The sequence below is a fragment of the Dickeya oryzae genome (genome assembly GCF_020406815.2).
Classification (GTDB): domain Bacteria; phylum Pseudomonadota; class Gammaproteobacteria; order Enterobacterales; family Enterobacteriaceae; genus Dickeya; species Dickeya oryzae.
Genome location: NZ_CP162670.1, coordinates 3702154 through 3717347 on the forward strand (window position 1 = coordinate 3702154; position 15194 = coordinate 3717347).

A 15194-nucleotide genomic window follows, 5' to 3' on the forward strand; every position below is an offset into this window, starting at 1 on the left:
GAACGTAATCCCCCCATTCTCTATTCGCCATGAGGACCTCCAGGAAGGCAAATACCGTTAGGAGATGAAGATGAATCCGCTTTATTAAGGGCCTGATTCAGTTCGGCATTACGCCCGGCAAGATAACCAGCTAATTTTGCACGCCGATCCCCCCGACATGCCCTTGCCTGCCGGGACGTAGCTTCACGAAACTCACCATCACACCGCCGGTTCAGCCAGCGCTGCAGCAAAAGATCATGTTGCTGTGGGTGTACAAAGGACTCCAGAACGACCCAGACGCCGCTGATGTAGCCCTCGCGGAATTGATCTGCCCGGTTGCGGCGTGTCTGCAACTTCAATCGGCTCTGACTTTTCATGTGTGTCGCTGTTGCATGACGCAACTGTCGGCAGAGCACAGCAAAGATGTAAACCGCAATCTCGGGCCGCTGTTCAAATCCATAGAAATGCAGGCTACGTCGCTGCCGTCGGTGGCCATTGCTGCCTGTTACGGTATACGAGTCAAACCAACACCGGCATTCCGTTGCCATACAAACAACTGAGGCCAGACCATGTAACCATGCTGGCAATGTGTGAGCATTGCTTGGCAACTGGCGATATTCGCGTTCGCTGATTGCGTCAATCGACAGATCATCATCCGTGATGCCGTGTCGCTGCATCAGTTTCTGTGCCAGCCGTAATGCCCGTCCAGACTCATTAGCGTTGTTGTTACGGCTCCCAAGAGCCATCAGCTTGCGAATACGCGAGCGAATCTGCGACAAATCATTAGCCATGCTGCCTCCCTTTACCGGTACCAACATGCTGATGGAATTCGAGCACCGACTGGCATCCAACACACAGCCTGACCCCATTGATAGCCTTCCGGCGTGCTTCAGGGATGTCATTGCCACACTCTTCGCACTGCATCAGCGACGGCCCGGTCACTGCTGCCTGTGAACGTATTTTATTGAGGCTGATATCCAGGAGTTGTTGTGTCACTGCCTGGGCCAGCTCGTCATCAATATCATGAGACATAGTCAGTACCCTCCTGAACAGAAACAGCGCGTTGCAATTCACGCAGACGGCGGATTACGCGGATGAGACGCATAAGCTTGACGACAGCCACATCGTTAAATACCGGGCTGTCTCCTTTCTTTTCTGACCCTGTCAGCCATAACGTAAATGCGAACAAATTGAATGCCTCATTACCGTCATCATTCCCGGTGAGGCCATTAAGAAATGCTGGAAAAGCGCTAGAGCTGATGGAATGAACGGTATACCCAACGCTGTGCTCACTGCGGTCATCAGAAATGCAATCCGCACAGCCCATCATTTCAGCCATCTCATATGCCAGTCGATAAGCCATGTCCTGCAAATGCTCGATATCGTCCTGCAGTGCGGAGATGTGCCAGATATCAGTAACGGGTTCCAACCCGACAGCCGCAAATGCCAGAGATGCCTCACCAGCAGAGGCAGAACACTCAGGTTCGCCAATCGCAGACACCAGCTCCCCTGACAACACAGGATCCCCGCCATACATATCTGGCTGAAGCTCCACTCGCGGAGGTGATTGCAGACCAACGACGTCGGAGGACAGAACCCGCTCTGTCGCCGCAACGCCATGCATCGGCATGGGTGGAACAGCTATCGTGGTCTGTTCTTCTTCCTGCATTACCGTTCCTGATGCTGACGATGCAGGCTCGGGTGGCGTATCCTGAATAAGTGTTCCAGAACGTAATCCAGCACTCTGTTGGCGTTCTGATTCCTGGGGAGGGACGACATTAACTGTTTTAGAGTCAGGTGCTTCTGTTTTGGAGTTAGGTGCCCCTGTTTCTTGTGGTTGAACCGGCGGTATAAACGCCGGTGGCTCACCAAATAATGCGCGCCGCTGCTGCTCGGCAGGATCCAGTTCAATCAGCCACCTGTCGTAATTCAGAGAAGGATGCGGCAAGGCCTGTAATAATTGCCCGATGAACTCATCGCGAAACATTTCCAGCGAATACGTGTCAATGTTGTCAAAATTGACGCATGTACGCGCAAATGCATCATGGAACGAAAATTGAGGGGAAACATTCTCAGCAGACGAAAACATCTGCCATGTTTTTTCTGCTGCTGAGCGCAAATTAAGTAAAGACAATACCTGTACTCTGGGCAAACCAGCGTCTAACAAATTAGGCAAATGTGGATGCAGATATCTAATCGTATCCTCCATCCTGCTGATTGTAGAATTGTGTACCGGGTATCCTTCCTTGTTCAGGAGATCAGACAATTCGCGTAATGTAACCGAACGGCCAAGCTCTGTTTCCCAAATTGTACGAGCATTATGAATGCCAAAGGCTTTCTCTATATATGTGAGATCCCCCCTGACCTCATTTTCAGCAAGATGCCCAATTACGCATTGCAAACGACCTGGCCAGGGTTTGAATACCACATGGATACGGTAAAACCGCTCATCACCGGTTTCCTGCCACAGCTCGCACAGGATTTGGTACCGCGTATTACCGCCATCACTGAAAATATATTCACCAGCACCTGCAGGATCACGCGTAACTTTTGGCAGCGAATCGAGCCCTCTTGCCCTGATTGATGCTTTAATTTCGTCATACCGGGGATTACGTGACGTACGTGGGTTATCCGGGTTCGGGCGCAACTCATCTAACGTCAACAACATCGGCATTTCTGAAATGGGCAGAACCGACACACTATTGTCAATAGCAGGCTCACGCACGCCTTGCAGCATTGCATCTGCCAGATTCAGTGAATGAATAGATTTAGTGGCTTTCATCATCGACCTCCCTGTTGCTGCCGTTCGGCGAATGAGGCGTAACGATCGTGAAATTCCAACATAACGGTTCCCAGCGGACCATTACGTTGTTTGCCGATGATGATCTCAGCCAGCCCCTTATTGTGTGTATCCGGTTCGTATACCTCTTCACGATGGACAAACATGATGAGATCGGCGTCCTGCTCAATAGAGCCACCATCGCGCAAGTCACTGAGAGTTGGTCGTTTATCACTGCGTTGTTGCAACAAGCGATTCAGCTGAGATAATGCCACGAGTGGCACCCTGAACTGTTTAGCGATGCCTTTCAGGGAGCGCGTAATGTCCGCGATTTCCTGTGTCCGGTTTTCGTGACCCGGGCTTTTCATCAGTTGCAAGTAATCAAGCAGAATCAAACTTGGCTTACCATATTTACGGATATAACGTCGGCAACGTGCTCGCAGTAATGACGGCGTCAAATCTGAATTATCATCGATGACCAGGCGATCGCCCCATTCTGTAATTTGCGCCGTCGCTCCAGCGACTTTTGCCCAGTCTTCATCATCCATTTGGCCAGACCGAAGGCGCTGGAACTCAACGCGAGCCAGTGATGACATCATGCGCATCAGCAGTTGCTCGGTTGCCATCTCAAGGCTAAAGATAAAAACGGGCTGATCAGGAACGCGCCAAAGAGCACGTGTTGCGAGATCCATACCGAATGTCGTTTTACCCATTGATGGACGGCCAGCGAGAACAATAAAATCATTGGGCTGTAACCCACATGTTACTGCATCCAGTTCGGCAAACCCGGTAGGCGTACCAGTGACACCGTCAAGCGACTCATTATTCCGCTCAAGGATAGCGAGTACACGATCCATACCATCATGAAGACTCATTTCCCTGGATGGATTTTGCCGCTCGGCAATCTCAAATAAGGCCTTCTCGGTACCCTCAGCCAACTCGCTAATATCACTCCTCGGCGACATCGCATCAGCACTCAGAGAACGCCCCAACATAACAAGTTGTCTTGCCACAGAACGATTTCTGACGATATCAGCATACGCATCGATGTTTGCCGCGCTGGGGGTGTTTTTCGCCATTTCCGCCAGGTAAGCAAACCCACCAACACTGTCAATAGCCGTACTACCGTGGCTCTCCAGATAGTCTGTCAGGGTGATCAGGTCGATGGGCCGGTTCATTTCTATCAGGCGTTGCATTTCAGTAAACACACGCTGATGAGCCGGATGATAAAAATCACTGGCTGAGACTCGTTCAGTCACGCTATCCCAACGGTGATTATCGATCATCAACCCGCCCAACACGGCTTGCTCAGCGTCCGTTGCCTGAGGTAATTGTGACATTTCAATCTCAATAGTTGATTTAGCCATGAGCAGCCTCAAGAACCGGGTGGCAATCCATAAATGCGCTGACCAGACGTCGATGATTTCTGGGGCTGACCAGCATTAGCGGCCAGTCGTTGAGTGATGGATAAATTGGGCCTTGTAGCGAGCAGCCAATCTCAAACAGTTGACGTTCGAACTCAGGGCCGTGATAAGCGGGTGGGACACCATTGTCATCGCTGGTGATCGACTGCCGATGCAGGTCGGTTTCGGAACTGAGGTTGTAGTAGTCAATAGCTGATGCTGGTACGCCCCAAACCGCAATCAGCAGTCTCTTCAAATGCTCAGCAGGTGATTGGTGAGATGCCGCATCGATATCAAAGAAAACCAACTTTTCACAGCTTTCGTACCTATCTGTACAAAAGCAAACAGCACGATAGATGATCCTCATTGTTCACCCTCCGTCCCTGGGCGATTCAGTAATACGGAATCGAACTGCTCCCTCCATTGCGGAAACAACTCGCAAGCTAGTGCATGAATCGTCACGGCAGCCGCTGGACTTTTGCGATCTGTCTTGTATTCAAGGCGGTGTACGGGTTGTCCTAAAGCATGGCCATATTTATAGATGTCAAGCTGGTCAATTTTTGTTTGGAGGAGAGAAACTCTGATACTGTCCGACTGTGGATACTGTTTTTCAGACACAATCTGACCCAACTCATTCAAAGTACTACGGTCAAGATTCGTATACTGAACACAGTTAACCAAGATTTTGATATCAGGGATTTGGATACCATAAGGCTGCAACACCAGCAGACGCGATATCAGCCGAACTGTACCGCGCATAAACTCACGGACGTCAGGCAAGATGGGCTTGACAACCCCCAACACACTCTCAGTAGCTGCCAGAACAACCAGCTCAACCATTACGCCGGCGGCGCCTTTACTATCGATGATGATGGCATCGTACTTCTGAAAACTTTGATGCTGCAGGACATTACGCAAACGCATCCGGCCATCAGGTGCGTGCAACATCGCGGTGGATAGACGATCGTCTGGATCGTTTGAGATTATCAGGTGGAGATTCTTGATAACCGTCCGGGATATCACCGTATCGGGTTGCCCAAGATCGGCAGTCTGCATCAGTAATTCAAACAGTCCATACGGTGCTTCATACTCCAGCGCATAGATGCTGCTGGCTGTTGGCTGATTATAATCGCCATCAATGAGGAGGGTTTTGATACCGGCATCAGCAAGGAAACCTGCCAGATTGGCCGCTTGGGTGGACTTACCCTCGCCGCCTTTGGTGGAGATAACAGGGATTATATGCATTTACACACACCTAACAATAAGTTAAGCGTGTACTCGGTCATGTGACCCAAAATGGGCGCGGGGATTGAAAATCCCCGTGTCCTTGGTTCGATTCCGAGTCCGGCACCACTTATTTAAAGAACCCGCCCACAAGGCGGGTTTTTGCTTTTCTGCGATCTGGTAGATTTCTGGTCGTTGCAACACGTTATTTGCTTGCTGGATTTGTAATTATCCCACTACACCAAACTATTCACTTTTAGCGATCTTCCGACATACTGATTATGTCCCTCGGAGGAGATAGCTATGCGTAAAGCTCGATTCACGGCCCCTCCCACCATCACTGTTTTGAAATCTGTTGAAGCCGGATGTGCCAATAAAAGATATCTGCTGCGAAGCAGCGGATACCTAAAAGTAATAATTCGACAATTAATACCTGCTTCACAAATCAGGAATAAACCCTTCTTCCCGAAGAACCTTAATCACCCCCACGAATCAGATATGAGATCGTTACAAAATACCGCTGTCGGATTAAGAACCCGTCCACCCGCCTGAACATTAAAACCATACTTGACCAATAACGCATAGGTCAGCAGTCTGACCGCTCTACCAGTACCGTTGCCAAATGGATGTATCCAGCCAAAACGATGATGCGCCAGCGCAATCTTCATCAGATCATATTTTGGTTTATCAGCACGGTTAATAAAGGCGGTCAGTTCTGAAATATAGTCAGGAACGCCGATGTGATCCGGCGGTAAATGGTCAAACTGAGCGATGCTGACGTTATATTGTCGATAGGCACCGGGTGTTCGGTCGCCTTCCTGTTGCAACCCGACAACCGCCAGACTATGTAGCTCGCGGATAAAATATTCCGTTATCTCATCACCATTATTTAGATGCTCGTCGATGAATTACAGCGAGGGGGCAAAGTGATTAAATTGAGCCATGATATGTAGTTATCTCAAACCAAGCATGACGACATCTCAAAACGATAGAAAAAATATCAATACAATCAATAAATTATTTCTCACACCATTTTTGGTTATCTCAAAAATCGCAAATCCAACATATCAAATATACGTTCAAAAGATCTTCAACACAGAGAGATATCGGCTGTTACCTGCACAGGGGTCATCAGGAACAGGAATCGTCAACAAAATACTTAACCTTCACTAATACCTGCATGTTGTTTCCTAATCCTCTTCTATCCCGCTGGTCTTTAATGCGAATTTTTATTATTCTTATTCAGCTTTTTCGGCGCATGATTCCAGGTCATATAAGAAGAGAGGTCAGGATGTTGTTCAGTATTTTCAGGGGTATCGTGTTACTCGGTTTATCTGTCATTAGCGGTGCCTCCATCGCTACACAAGTGACGATCAATGACACCGCCGGGCGCAACGTGACCGTTGATGTGCCGGTTAAACGCGCCATTCTGGGCTTTTACTTTGAAGACTACATGGCGGTCGGCGGTGAGAAAGCCTTTGATCATGTCGTAGGTATCTCGCGCGAAGCCTGGCGCGGCAAGGTTCCGTCCAACTGGGAGATGTACGTGAAACATCGCCCTTCACTGGCAACACTGCCCGATATTGGCGAAGTTGACTTGCATAACGTGTCAATTGAGAAGTTGATCAGCCTGAAACCCGATGTGGTGATCCTGGCGAGCTGGCAATATCAGGCGCTGAAAGCAGAAGTCGCCACCCTTGAGCAACTGCATATCCCTGTCGTCGTGGTGGATTACAACGCTCAGACGGTCGCTCTGCATGTGAAATCAACGCAAATATTTGGTCAACTGACCGGAAACACCGAACGTGCCAATGAGATAGCACACTTTTATCAAAGCAGCATCGAAACGGTAGAAGCACGTATCGCTGCGGCCCATAAACCTAAACCCAAAGTGTATTTTGAATTCGGTAACCGTGGCCCGTCCGAATACTCCTTTACCTACGGTCAAAACATGTGGGGATCGATGCTAGATTTAGCCGGTGGCGATAATATTGCTGCCCCCTATGTGAAATTGTGGGGAATCATGAACCCTGAGCAAGTGCTGAGCAGCAAACCAGACGCCGTGTTCTTCTCCGGTCGTGAGGACAATAAAGTCGCCGATGCAATGCTCATGGGCGTGGGTGTGAATAAAGCGGATGCTGAAGCAAAATTGCGTGGGTTCACGCAGCGCGCTGGCTGGGCTGATTTCCCCGCGGTGAAAAACCAGCAGGTGTTCGCGGTTTATCAGGGCGCGTCACGTACGCTGTCTGACTTCGCCATGGTGCAATTCATTGCCAAATCCCTCTACCCGGAGTTATTCAAAGATATCGATCCGGTCAAAAACTATCTCGACTATTACCGTAAATATCTGCCGGTGGTTCCGCAGGGTACCTTTGCCATTTCACTGGCAAAACCCTGAGCCACAAACCGTTCTGACTTAGCAGCACAAGAACGGTAAAAAGCCCCCTTATGCTGCAACCTGCTTACTTAAACAAGCGTGTTTAACATCCTGGCCTTAAGGCTGGGATGTTCTGTTATCGCGCCAATGACAGCATCATTCGATGATAATCCCTCCCTTCCCGCTAAGCGGTCGATTAATAATAGAACAATGGCATCAACGTCAGTATTATTGGCTCGGGTTCAGCGGCGATGAATGAGAGTCTCGATGAAACTTTCCGATTTAGGCGACAGAATTTGCATTATCGGGCCATCGAATAGCGGTAAATCTACCCTGGCGCATGCTATCGCGAAGAAACGTCATCTGGAGGTTATTCATCTGGACCGTTTTTTCCATGTCCCCTATTCGAACTGGCAAGAACGTCCATTCAATGAATTTCTGCTATTGCACGATGCGGCAATCAATAAAGAAAAGTGGGTCATGGATGGAAATTATAAAAGATGCCTGCCGCAGCGTTTATCCCGTGCTACCGGGCTTATTTTGCTTGATGTATCCACACTGGCGAGTTTGTCTCGCTATGTGAATCGCACACTGTTTCAATACCAGCGTTATGGTGGTCTGGAAGGAGGAAAAGACAGACTGAACTGGAGAATGGTCCACCATATTGCCGCTGTCACGCCAGGGAACAGGAAATACTATGCTGAGCTTTTTGAAACGCTGACACTCCCCAAGATAAAGCTCGCGTCCATTAAGGAAATCAGCAAACAGTTTGATGAGTGGGGCCTCACAAGATAGCACTCGGGGACAACCTCAACCTGTCACGCAGTTCGAACGCGCAGCAAATATCAGGCAGGCGTTTTCAACGAACGCAGCGCTCCCGATTTACGCCAGTGTTCAGTAATACGCGGCATACTTTCTTCTATCCAATCGACCAGCACACGCACCTTTTCCGATGCTTCTTTTCCCAGCGGGGTCAGGCTGTATTCCACGTGCGGCGGCACCACATCGTAAGCCACCCGATGAATCAAACCGTCGCCTTCCAGACATTGTAAGGTCTGAGCCAGCATACGTTCGCTGATACCATTAATCAGCCGACGTAATTCACTGAACCGCAGCGTTTTGGATTCCAGCACAATCAGAATCAGAATGCCCCAGCGGCTGGTGATATGTTGTAAAACTTCGCGCGACGGACAGGCCGCCACCAGTAAATCCCCACGCTGAAATCGTTCAACTTTTCGCATACTTCACCTTTTATCGTTACTGCCCACACGCCGGTACAAGATAGCGGTAGAAATAAACACTCGCTTTCCTATGCCCCTTGCGCTTTCACCCTATCAGGGATTAAAAACATCATCGGCATAAAATAATCTAATGGAATAATGAGAGGTAAATGAATGCCGCCATCATCACAAAGAAAATAAGGAAAGAGGCAACGCTGCTACAGGGTGGATATTGACGTTATCTGGCAGATAACACAGGGATTACATAATATCGACATTAATTCAAGATATTCATTCCATCAAATAGAGCAAATTAAAGCACGCTATTCACGCAATCAATAAAGATAATAAATTCAACAAACTAGAAAAACATGCCACCAGAGGTGCCTGATATCAGGTAAAAGACTATCACTGCCAAAAATGAAAATGTTAGGCTGTCGATGCTTTTTGCACGCGAGTCTTTGGTGCAATAACACACTGAAAAAGCGACACACCGAAAAAGCCATTTCAAGCTGCTGTGAGGCAAGCCTCCTGCCACTGGAGTATTTTTTCTCAGTCTGTATAAGGGTGTCCTCTACTTTTACTTTAGCTACTACGTTTATTTTTAAAAAACACTACGAGCACACAGCAAAAAGGAAATTTTTCCTCAATCCCTTATTTGATAAAGGAATGCTCGTATGCACAAAAACTCACTCGTCCGCGCCATAACGGTAGCGGGTTTGTTTTCTCCCGCCGTCACCTTTGCTGCTGGCACCTGGTCGGATGCAAGGAATGACGCTATGGGGGGAACGGGTGTCGCCTCATCCCACTACGGTTCTGCGGCATTGACCAACCCGGCACTGCTCACCAACGCGCAGGCCAGCGATAATGTTAGCGTGATCCTCCCGTCCGTTGGTGTCTTCGTTTCCGATCCAGACAAAGTGGAAGACAAATTCGATCGTATCAAAAGCAGTTGGGACAGCGTCAAAAACACGCTGAACGCCAGCAGCGGTGTCACCAACCCGCTGTTGCGTCGACTGGCGTTACAACAGGGTATCTCCTCCTTTCAGTCGCTACGGGGTGAATTGGAAGGCATCAATGGCGATCGCGCTTACGGCGATGCCGCGGCAGCGGCCGTCATTGCGGTTCCCAATCAAACACTCCCCTTCGCTTTTGTTGTGAAAGGCTGGGGGGTTGCCAACGCCAAAGCGGTGGTGACCGACCGTGACCTGGCCTATCTGGATAGCGTGGCGGCCGGAAGAACCATTCCCAGTTCAGCCGACCTGAATAGCTTCACCTCCCGGGCCGAAGGCGCAGGCGCGCTGGTGACCGAGTACGGTGTCGCCATGGCGAAAGCATTCAGTATTGCCGGTCAGCCGGTCTCGGTCGGTATCACACCGAAACTGCAACAGATTGATACCTATAACTATATTGCATCAATCAATAACTACAGCACCTCCGATTTTCGCAATTCAGAATTCAGAAAATCCACGACCGGTGCGAACCTGGATTTGGGGGTAAGTACCAACCTGACGCCCAACTGGAGCGCCGGTCTGGTGGCACAAAACCTGATAGGACGCCGGATCGATACCAAAGAGGTGCAGGGCATTCAGCGCACTTTCAGCCTTCGCCCGCAGGTCACTGCCGGTACCGCCTGGAACAAAGACAAGCTGACGCTGGCGACCGATATCGACCTGACGCCCGCCAGTGGTTTTGATGCTGAGAAAAAGAACCAGTACGCCGGTGTGGGTGCGGAATATCGCGTACTGTCCTGGGCGCAATTGCGTGTGGGTTATCGCGCCAATATGCGCGACAGTGACAAAGACCAGGTCACCGCCGGTGTTGGGTTGTCTCCCTTCGGCGTCCATCTTGACCTGACCGGCATGGTCGGCACCGCAAGCCAACACACCTATGGCGCTGCCGCCAAACTGAGTTTTACCTTCTGAGCCTGCGGCCCGGTATCGTGACTGATGCCGGGCCATATTCGAATAACAGGCTCTCTTACCCGCGTTATCCACGCGTTATCGCTGCGATTTAGTGCGCGCCTCCCACTGCATCACCAGACTGATAGCCGCTGGTAACACCGTCAGCGTCAGCAATGTCGCGACGATCAGCCCGCCGATAATGGCGTAGGCCATCGGCCCCCAGAATACCTGTCTGGAGATGGGGATCATCCCCAAAACCGCCGCCATGGCAGTCAACAGAATGGGACGCGAGCGGTGGCGAGCTGCGTGGATAATCGCCTCGGTGGCCGACATACCGGCGGCGGTGTTGGTGTCCACCTCACTGATCAGGATCACCGCATTACGGATGATCATCCCTGCCAGGGCGATAACCCCGAGTAAAGCGACAAACCCCATCGGCGTACCGGTTGGCAGCATCGCCGCCACGATGCCAATCAGCCCGAACGGTGCCATCATCACCGCCAGCATCATGCGAGAGAAGCGTTGCAACTGCACCATCAGCAATATCAACATCACCAGCAGCGTGACCGGCAACACCCGATATACCGAGCTGTTCCCCTTGTTGGACTCCGCTACCGAGCCGCCTTCTTTAATACGGTAACCCGAGGGTAATGTCGCCTGATACGCCGCCACTTTCGGTGCCAACGTCGCTGACAATGCCTGAGCACGAACCCCAGGAGCCAGGTCGGTTTGCACCGTGATAAAAGGGATACGTTTGTGACGCCAGATGATCGGTTCGTCAATGCCATACCCAATGGAGGCTATCTGCCCCAGCGGTACCTGTTGCCCATTAGCCGCACGCAGTTGCAGACTGGCAACCGTATCCAGATCCTGGCGCTCCTCATCGCGGGCACGCACCACCACGCCCACCATGCGGTTACGATCGCGCACGCTGGTTACCCTGGTGCCGGAGAAAATGGTCGCCAACGCGCTGGCGACATCCTGCGAACTGATGCCCACCGCACGCGCTTCCGTCTGATTGAGGTCAATACGAATCGCACGCTCCGGTTCACCGGCGGTCAGGTTCACTTCCCGTGTACCGGGGGTGTTGCCAATCAGCGCGGCCAGGCCGGTCGCATACTCGCGAACCTTGCTAATATCCGGCCCGCTCACCCGGTATTTGAGCGGCCAGCCAACGGGTGGCCCTAATTCCAGCGGCGATACACGGGTCACCAAGTAGCTGAAATCCTGTTGCAGGCGTTTCTCCAATCGGGCACGCAGCGCATCCCGCTCTTTTAACCCTTTCGCGACCACCACCAGTTGCGCGATATTTTCATTTTCTAACAGTACGTCCATGGGCAGATAAAAACGTACTGCACCGGAGCCGACATAGGTAGAGAAATGATCCAGGTCCGGGTCGTCTTTCAGCGACTGCTCCAGCCGCGCCACCTCTCGTTCAGTCGCTTCCTGAGAGGCATTATTCGGCAACGTCAGGCTGACCAGCAGTTCTGGCCGGTCCGATGCCGGGAAAAACTCGCCTTCCAGCCGACCAGCAGCCACAATAGCCAGCGCCAGCAACACCACCGCCAGCAGCAGTGTTCGGCCACGGTAGCGCAACGCGCTCGACAGCAAGCGCTCGTAGAGACGCGACAGCCACCCAGCGTTATGTTGATGGGCTTTCACCGCCTTCGGCAGCAACCAGACGCCAATCAGCGGCGAGAACAGAATAGCCACCACCCAGGAGCTGATGAGCGAAATCATCACCACAATAAACAACGAGTAGCAGTACTCACCGGCGCTGGATGCGGCAAACCCCACAGGAATGAAACCTGCGATCATCACCAGCGTACCGGTAAGCATCGGAAACGCGGTGGTGTCATAAGCACGGGTAGCGGCCTGTTCACGGGCATCGCCCTTCTCCAGACTCGATACCATCGCCTCCACCGTGATCATGGCGTCATCCACCAGCAGCCCGAGCGCGATAATCAGCGCCCCCAGTGAAATGCGCTGCAGGCCAATACCTGCTACCTCCATACCGGTGAAGGTCATCGCCAGCACAATCGGTATCGACGCCGCCACCACCAGACCAGCACGGCTACCCAGCGAGACGAACGATACCGCCAGAACGATCACGACGGCCTCCAGCAGCACCCGGACAAAACCGTTGACCGACGACGCCACCACCGCAGATTGATCCGCCACGTTGGTGACCTCAATCCCATACGGTAGTGACGCGCTGATCGTCGCCATCTTGCTGCGCAGCGCGTTACCGAAGTCCAACATATTGCCGGTCGATGCCATTGAGATCGCCAGCCCAATGGCCGGTTGTCCATTAACGCGAAACGCCGGTGCGGGTGGCTCAGCCGCCTGACGGTGAATCGTCGCGATGTCGGTCAGCGGGATGAAACGGCTCCCAATACGCAGCGTCACGTCCCGCAGGCTCGCTTCGGACACAAACGCGCCGCTGACCCGAAGCGCCACCTTGTCACTATCGGTTCGAATGATGCCAGCCGGACTAACGGCATTCTGTGCCTGCAACGCTGCCGCCACCTGTTGCAGGGAAAGCCCCATCCCTGCCAGTTGTCTGGGCGAAAAGGCCACCACAATTTGCTCATCCTGCGCGCCCAATACCTCAATTTTGCCGATATCCGGTGTAGAGAGCAGCGCAGTACGAATGTCATCCACCTTATCGCGCAGCTCACGCGGCGAGTATCCCTCGGCGGTAAAGCCATAGATAGTGCCGAACGTGTCGTCAAACTCATCGTTAACCGCTGGCTCAGTCACCCCATCAGGCAGGCTGGGTGCCACATCCTTCATCTTTTTGCGAACGGTATACCAGATGCTCTGCACTTTGGACGGTGGTGTATTGTCACGCAGGTTGACGAATATCACCGCCTCACCAGCGCGGCTGTAGCTTTCAGTAAAATCAAGGTAAGGCGTTTCCTGCAGCTTCTTTTCCAGCACATCGGTCACAAAGCTGACGGTATCCTGCACGGTGGCTCCGGGCCAACTGGCAGAGACCACTGCGGTTTTGATGGTAAACGCCGGATCTTCGTTACGCGGCAAGCGCTCATAGCTCATCACACCGGCTGCCACAACGACCAGCATCAGAAATGCCACCAGTTGCTGATGGGCCAGTGCCCAGGCAGAAAGGTTCCATTTTTGCTTGAATCCCGATGACATCATTGCGCCTCCGCCAGCGCGACCTTTTCACCCGCCCGCAGTTTACTCACGCCAGCGGTGACCACCTTGTCACCCGCCGACAAACCACCGGCAACAACCAACTGAGATTCGTTATAATGCCGCAGGGTGATCGGTTGTAACCGCAACACCTGCGTCTGCGGGTCGACCACAAACACCGCCGGATTATCACCCTGACGGCTGAGCGCCGAGGCTGGCAACACGATAACGCGACTGCCGGGCAGCGTGATTTCACCCTCTACGGTGGCTCCCAGCACCATTTCTTTCGGTGGTTCGGTGAGTGAAACCCGCACCCGCCAGGTACGGGTTTCCGCGTCCGCCAACGGGCTGACGTCCCGCACACGCCCACGGACTTTGATAGCTGGATTGGATAACAAGGACACGGTCACCAGCGGGTCGGTCATGCCGCTGGTAATCAACCGTTCAGAGACATTGAAAACCGCATCGCGGCCGGTAAACGTCGCCAGTCGCACCACTTCCTGACCCGCATTCACCACCTGACCGGGGTTAGCGCTGACCGAGGTGATCACACCGGCGACCGGCGCAGAGAGCCGGGTATACCCCAGGCGGTCCTGCGCACTTTTGACACTGGCTTGTGCGCTTTCACGCACCGATACCGCCGATGCCCAGTTCGACTGGGCCTCATCGAGTTGAGAGCGGGAAATAGCGCCATTCGGCGCCAGTTGTTTCATTCGGTTAAGATTTTGCTCCGCGAGTCGCTCCGATGCTATCGCTCGGGTCAAATCCGCCTTCGCGCTTTGTAGCTGGTTATCCGTGTCGCGGGGATCGAGCGTGGCTATCACATCGCCAGCCTTTACCTCTGACCCGACATCCACCATACGCGATACGATTCGACCATCCAGACGGAAACCCAGCGCGGTTTCTTCCGCCGGACGGATCTCGCCGGTCTGGGATAAGACATCACCGGTATCGGATGGCTCGACTGTCACGGTACGCACCGGGCGCAGCGGCGCAGGCGCGGGCTTGCTACTGGTGTTATCGCAACCGGATAGCACACCGATAAGCAGTAATACCGCCCACACGCCACAGGCACGAGCAACAGCGCTGCGCCAGTGACAGCTCAAATGATGCAAAACGCAAAGCATGGACTCTGTCTGTGTCATAATG

12 protein-coding genes and 1 pseudogene are annotated in these 15194 nt (G+C 52.3%); 3 read left to right on the forward strand and 10 right to left on the reverse strand.

The features are described from left to right. Positions 1–20: 20 nt before the first annotated feature. The 7 genes and pseudogenes from LF929_RS16215 to LF929_RS16245 form a co-directional block, all read right to left on the reverse strand. Positions 21–770: a DUF2786 domain-containing protein gene (locus tag LF929_RS16215; RefSeq protein WP_226092984.1), complete on the reverse strand. Its 750-nt coding sequence runs from the start codon at positions 768–770 to the stop codon at positions 21–23. Further along, entirely contained in the window at positions 763–1011 is a 249-nt protein-coding gene (locus LF929_RS16220; protein ID WP_038913055.1) for a TraR/DksA C4-type zinc finger protein, read from the reverse strand. The genes LF929_RS16215 and LF929_RS16220 overlap by 8 nt, the downstream gene beginning before the upstream one ends. Continuing rightward, positions 1001–2764 (reverse strand): ParB family protein, encoded by a 1764-nt coding sequence (locus LF929_RS16225; RefSeq protein WP_226092985.1) that lies wholly within the window; start codon positions 2762–2764, stop codon positions 1001–1003. Before LF929_RS16225 ends, LF929_RS16220 begins: the two co-directional genes overlap by 11 nt. Further along, entirely contained in the window at positions 2761–4098 is a 1338-nt protein-coding gene (gene dnaB-PI, locus LF929_RS16230) for an SPI-7-type island replicative DNA helicase (protein WP_226066971.1), read from the reverse strand. Before dnaB-PI ends, LF929_RS16225 begins: the two co-directional genes overlap by 4 nt. Before the next feature lie 19 nt (positions 4099–4117). Beyond that, entirely contained in the window at positions 4118–4528 is a 411-nt protein-coding gene (locus LF929_RS16235) for a hypothetical protein (RefSeq protein ID WP_226092986.1), read from the reverse strand. Further along, positions 4525–5406 carry a ParA family protein gene (locus LF929_RS16240; protein ID WP_226092987.1) on the reverse strand — a complete coding sequence of 294 codons (882 nt, stop codon included), beginning with the start codon at positions 5404–5406 and terminating at the stop codon, positions 4525–4527. The genes LF929_RS16235 and LF929_RS16240 overlap by 4 nt, the downstream gene beginning before the upstream one ends. Positions 5407–5888: 482 nt before the next feature. Continuing rightward, positions 5889–6302 (reverse strand): annotated as a pseudogene (locus LF929_RS16245) (Fic family protein); the annotation flags it as partial. 374 nt (positions 6303–6676) lie between these two features. On the opposite strand from LF929_RS16245, the gene LF929_RS16250 reads away from it, so the two are divergent. Both LF929_RS16250 and LF929_RS16255 read left to right on the forward strand, forming a co-directional pair. Beyond that, positions 6677–7783 (forward strand): ABC transporter substrate-binding protein, encoded by a 1107-nt coding sequence (locus tag LF929_RS16250; RefSeq protein WP_226092988.1) that lies wholly within the window; start codon positions 6677–6679, stop codon positions 7781–7783. 246 nt (positions 7784–8029) lie between these two features. Beyond that, complete coding sequence (locus LF929_RS16255) at positions 8030–8557, forward strand: ATPase AAA (RefSeq protein WP_038903495.1); 528 nt, start codon at positions 8030–8032, stop codon at positions 8555–8557. 50 nt (positions 8558–8607) lie between these two features. On the opposite strand, the gene LF929_RS16260 is transcribed toward LF929_RS16255, so the two are convergent. Beyond that, positions 8608–9003, reverse strand: coding sequence for a helix-turn-helix domain-containing protein (locus tag LF929_RS16260; protein WP_210175940.1), 396 nt, complete (start codon positions 9001–9003; stop codon positions 8608–8610). Between the two features lie 656 nt (positions 9004–9659). Between LF929_RS16260 and LF929_RS16265 the strand changes: the two genes are divergently transcribed. After that, entirely contained in the window at positions 9660–10907 is a 1248-nt protein-coding gene (locus tag LF929_RS16265) for a conjugal transfer protein TraF (RefSeq protein ID WP_038903492.1), read from the forward strand. Between the two features lie 75 nt (positions 10908–10982). On the opposite strand, the gene LF929_RS16270 is transcribed toward LF929_RS16265, so the two are convergent. Both LF929_RS16270 and LF929_RS16275 read right to left on the reverse strand, forming a co-directional pair. Further along, a complete protein-coding gene (locus LF929_RS16270) occupies positions 10983–14048 on the reverse strand; it encodes an efflux RND transporter permease subunit (RefSeq protein WP_226093023.1) in 3066 nt (1021 codons plus the stop codon). After that, complete coding sequence (locus LF929_RS16275; RefSeq protein ID WP_226092989.1) at positions 14048–15190, reverse strand: efflux RND transporter periplasmic adaptor subunit; 1143 nt, start codon at positions 15188–15190, stop codon at positions 14048–14050. The genes LF929_RS16270 and LF929_RS16275 overlap by 1 nt, the downstream gene beginning before the upstream one ends. Between the last annotated feature and the right edge of the window lie 4 nt (positions 15191–15194).

Excerpts from the sequence above, each read along its gene's own strand:
- LF929_RS16215 (WP_226092984.1), bottom strand. The coding sequence starts at position 770 with ATGGCTAATGATTTGTCGCAGATTCGCTCGCGTATTCGCAAGCTGATG.
- LF929_RS16220 (WP_038913055.1), bottom strand. The coding sequence starts at position 1,011 with ATGTCTCATGATATTGATGACGAGCTGGCCCAGGCAGTGACACAACAA.
- LF929_RS16225 (WP_226092985.1), bottom strand. The coding sequence starts at position 2,764 with ATGATGAAAGCCACTAAATCTATTCATTCACTGAATCTGGCAGATGCA.
- dnaB-PI (WP_226066971.1), bottom strand. The coding sequence starts at position 4,098 with ATGTCACAATTACCTCAGGCAACGGACGCTGAGCAAGCCGTGTTGGGC.
- LF929_RS16235 (WP_226092986.1), bottom strand. The coding sequence starts at position 4,528 with ATGAGGATCATCTATCGTGCTGTTTGCTTTTGTACAGATAGGTACGAA.
- LF929_RS16240 (WP_226092987.1), bottom strand. The coding sequence starts at position 5,406 with ATGCATATAATCCCTGTTATCTCCACCAAAGGCGGCGAGGGTAAGTCC.
- LF929_RS16250 (WP_226092988.1), top strand. The coding sequence starts at position 6,677 with ATGTTGTTCAGTATTTTCAGGGGTATCGTGTTACTCGGTTTATCTGTC.
- LF929_RS16255 (WP_038903495.1), top strand. The coding sequence starts at position 8,030 with ATGAAACTTTCCGATTTAGGCGACAGAATTTGCATTATCGGGCCATCG.
- LF929_RS16260 (WP_210175940.1), bottom strand. The coding sequence starts at position 9,003 with ATGCGAAAAGTTGAACGATTTCAGCGTGGGGATTTACTGGTGGCGGCC.
- LF929_RS16265 (WP_038903492.1), top strand. The coding sequence starts at position 9,660 with ATGCACAAAAACTCACTCGTCCGCGCCATAACGGTAGCGGGTTTGTTT.
- LF929_RS16270 (WP_226093023.1), bottom strand. The coding sequence starts at position 14,048 with ATGTCATCGGGATTCAAGCAAAAATGGAACCTTTCTGCCTGGGCACTG.
- LF929_RS16275 (WP_226092989.1), bottom strand. The coding sequence starts at position 15,190 with ATGACACAGACAGAGTCCATGCTTTGCGTTTTGCATCATTTGAGCTGT.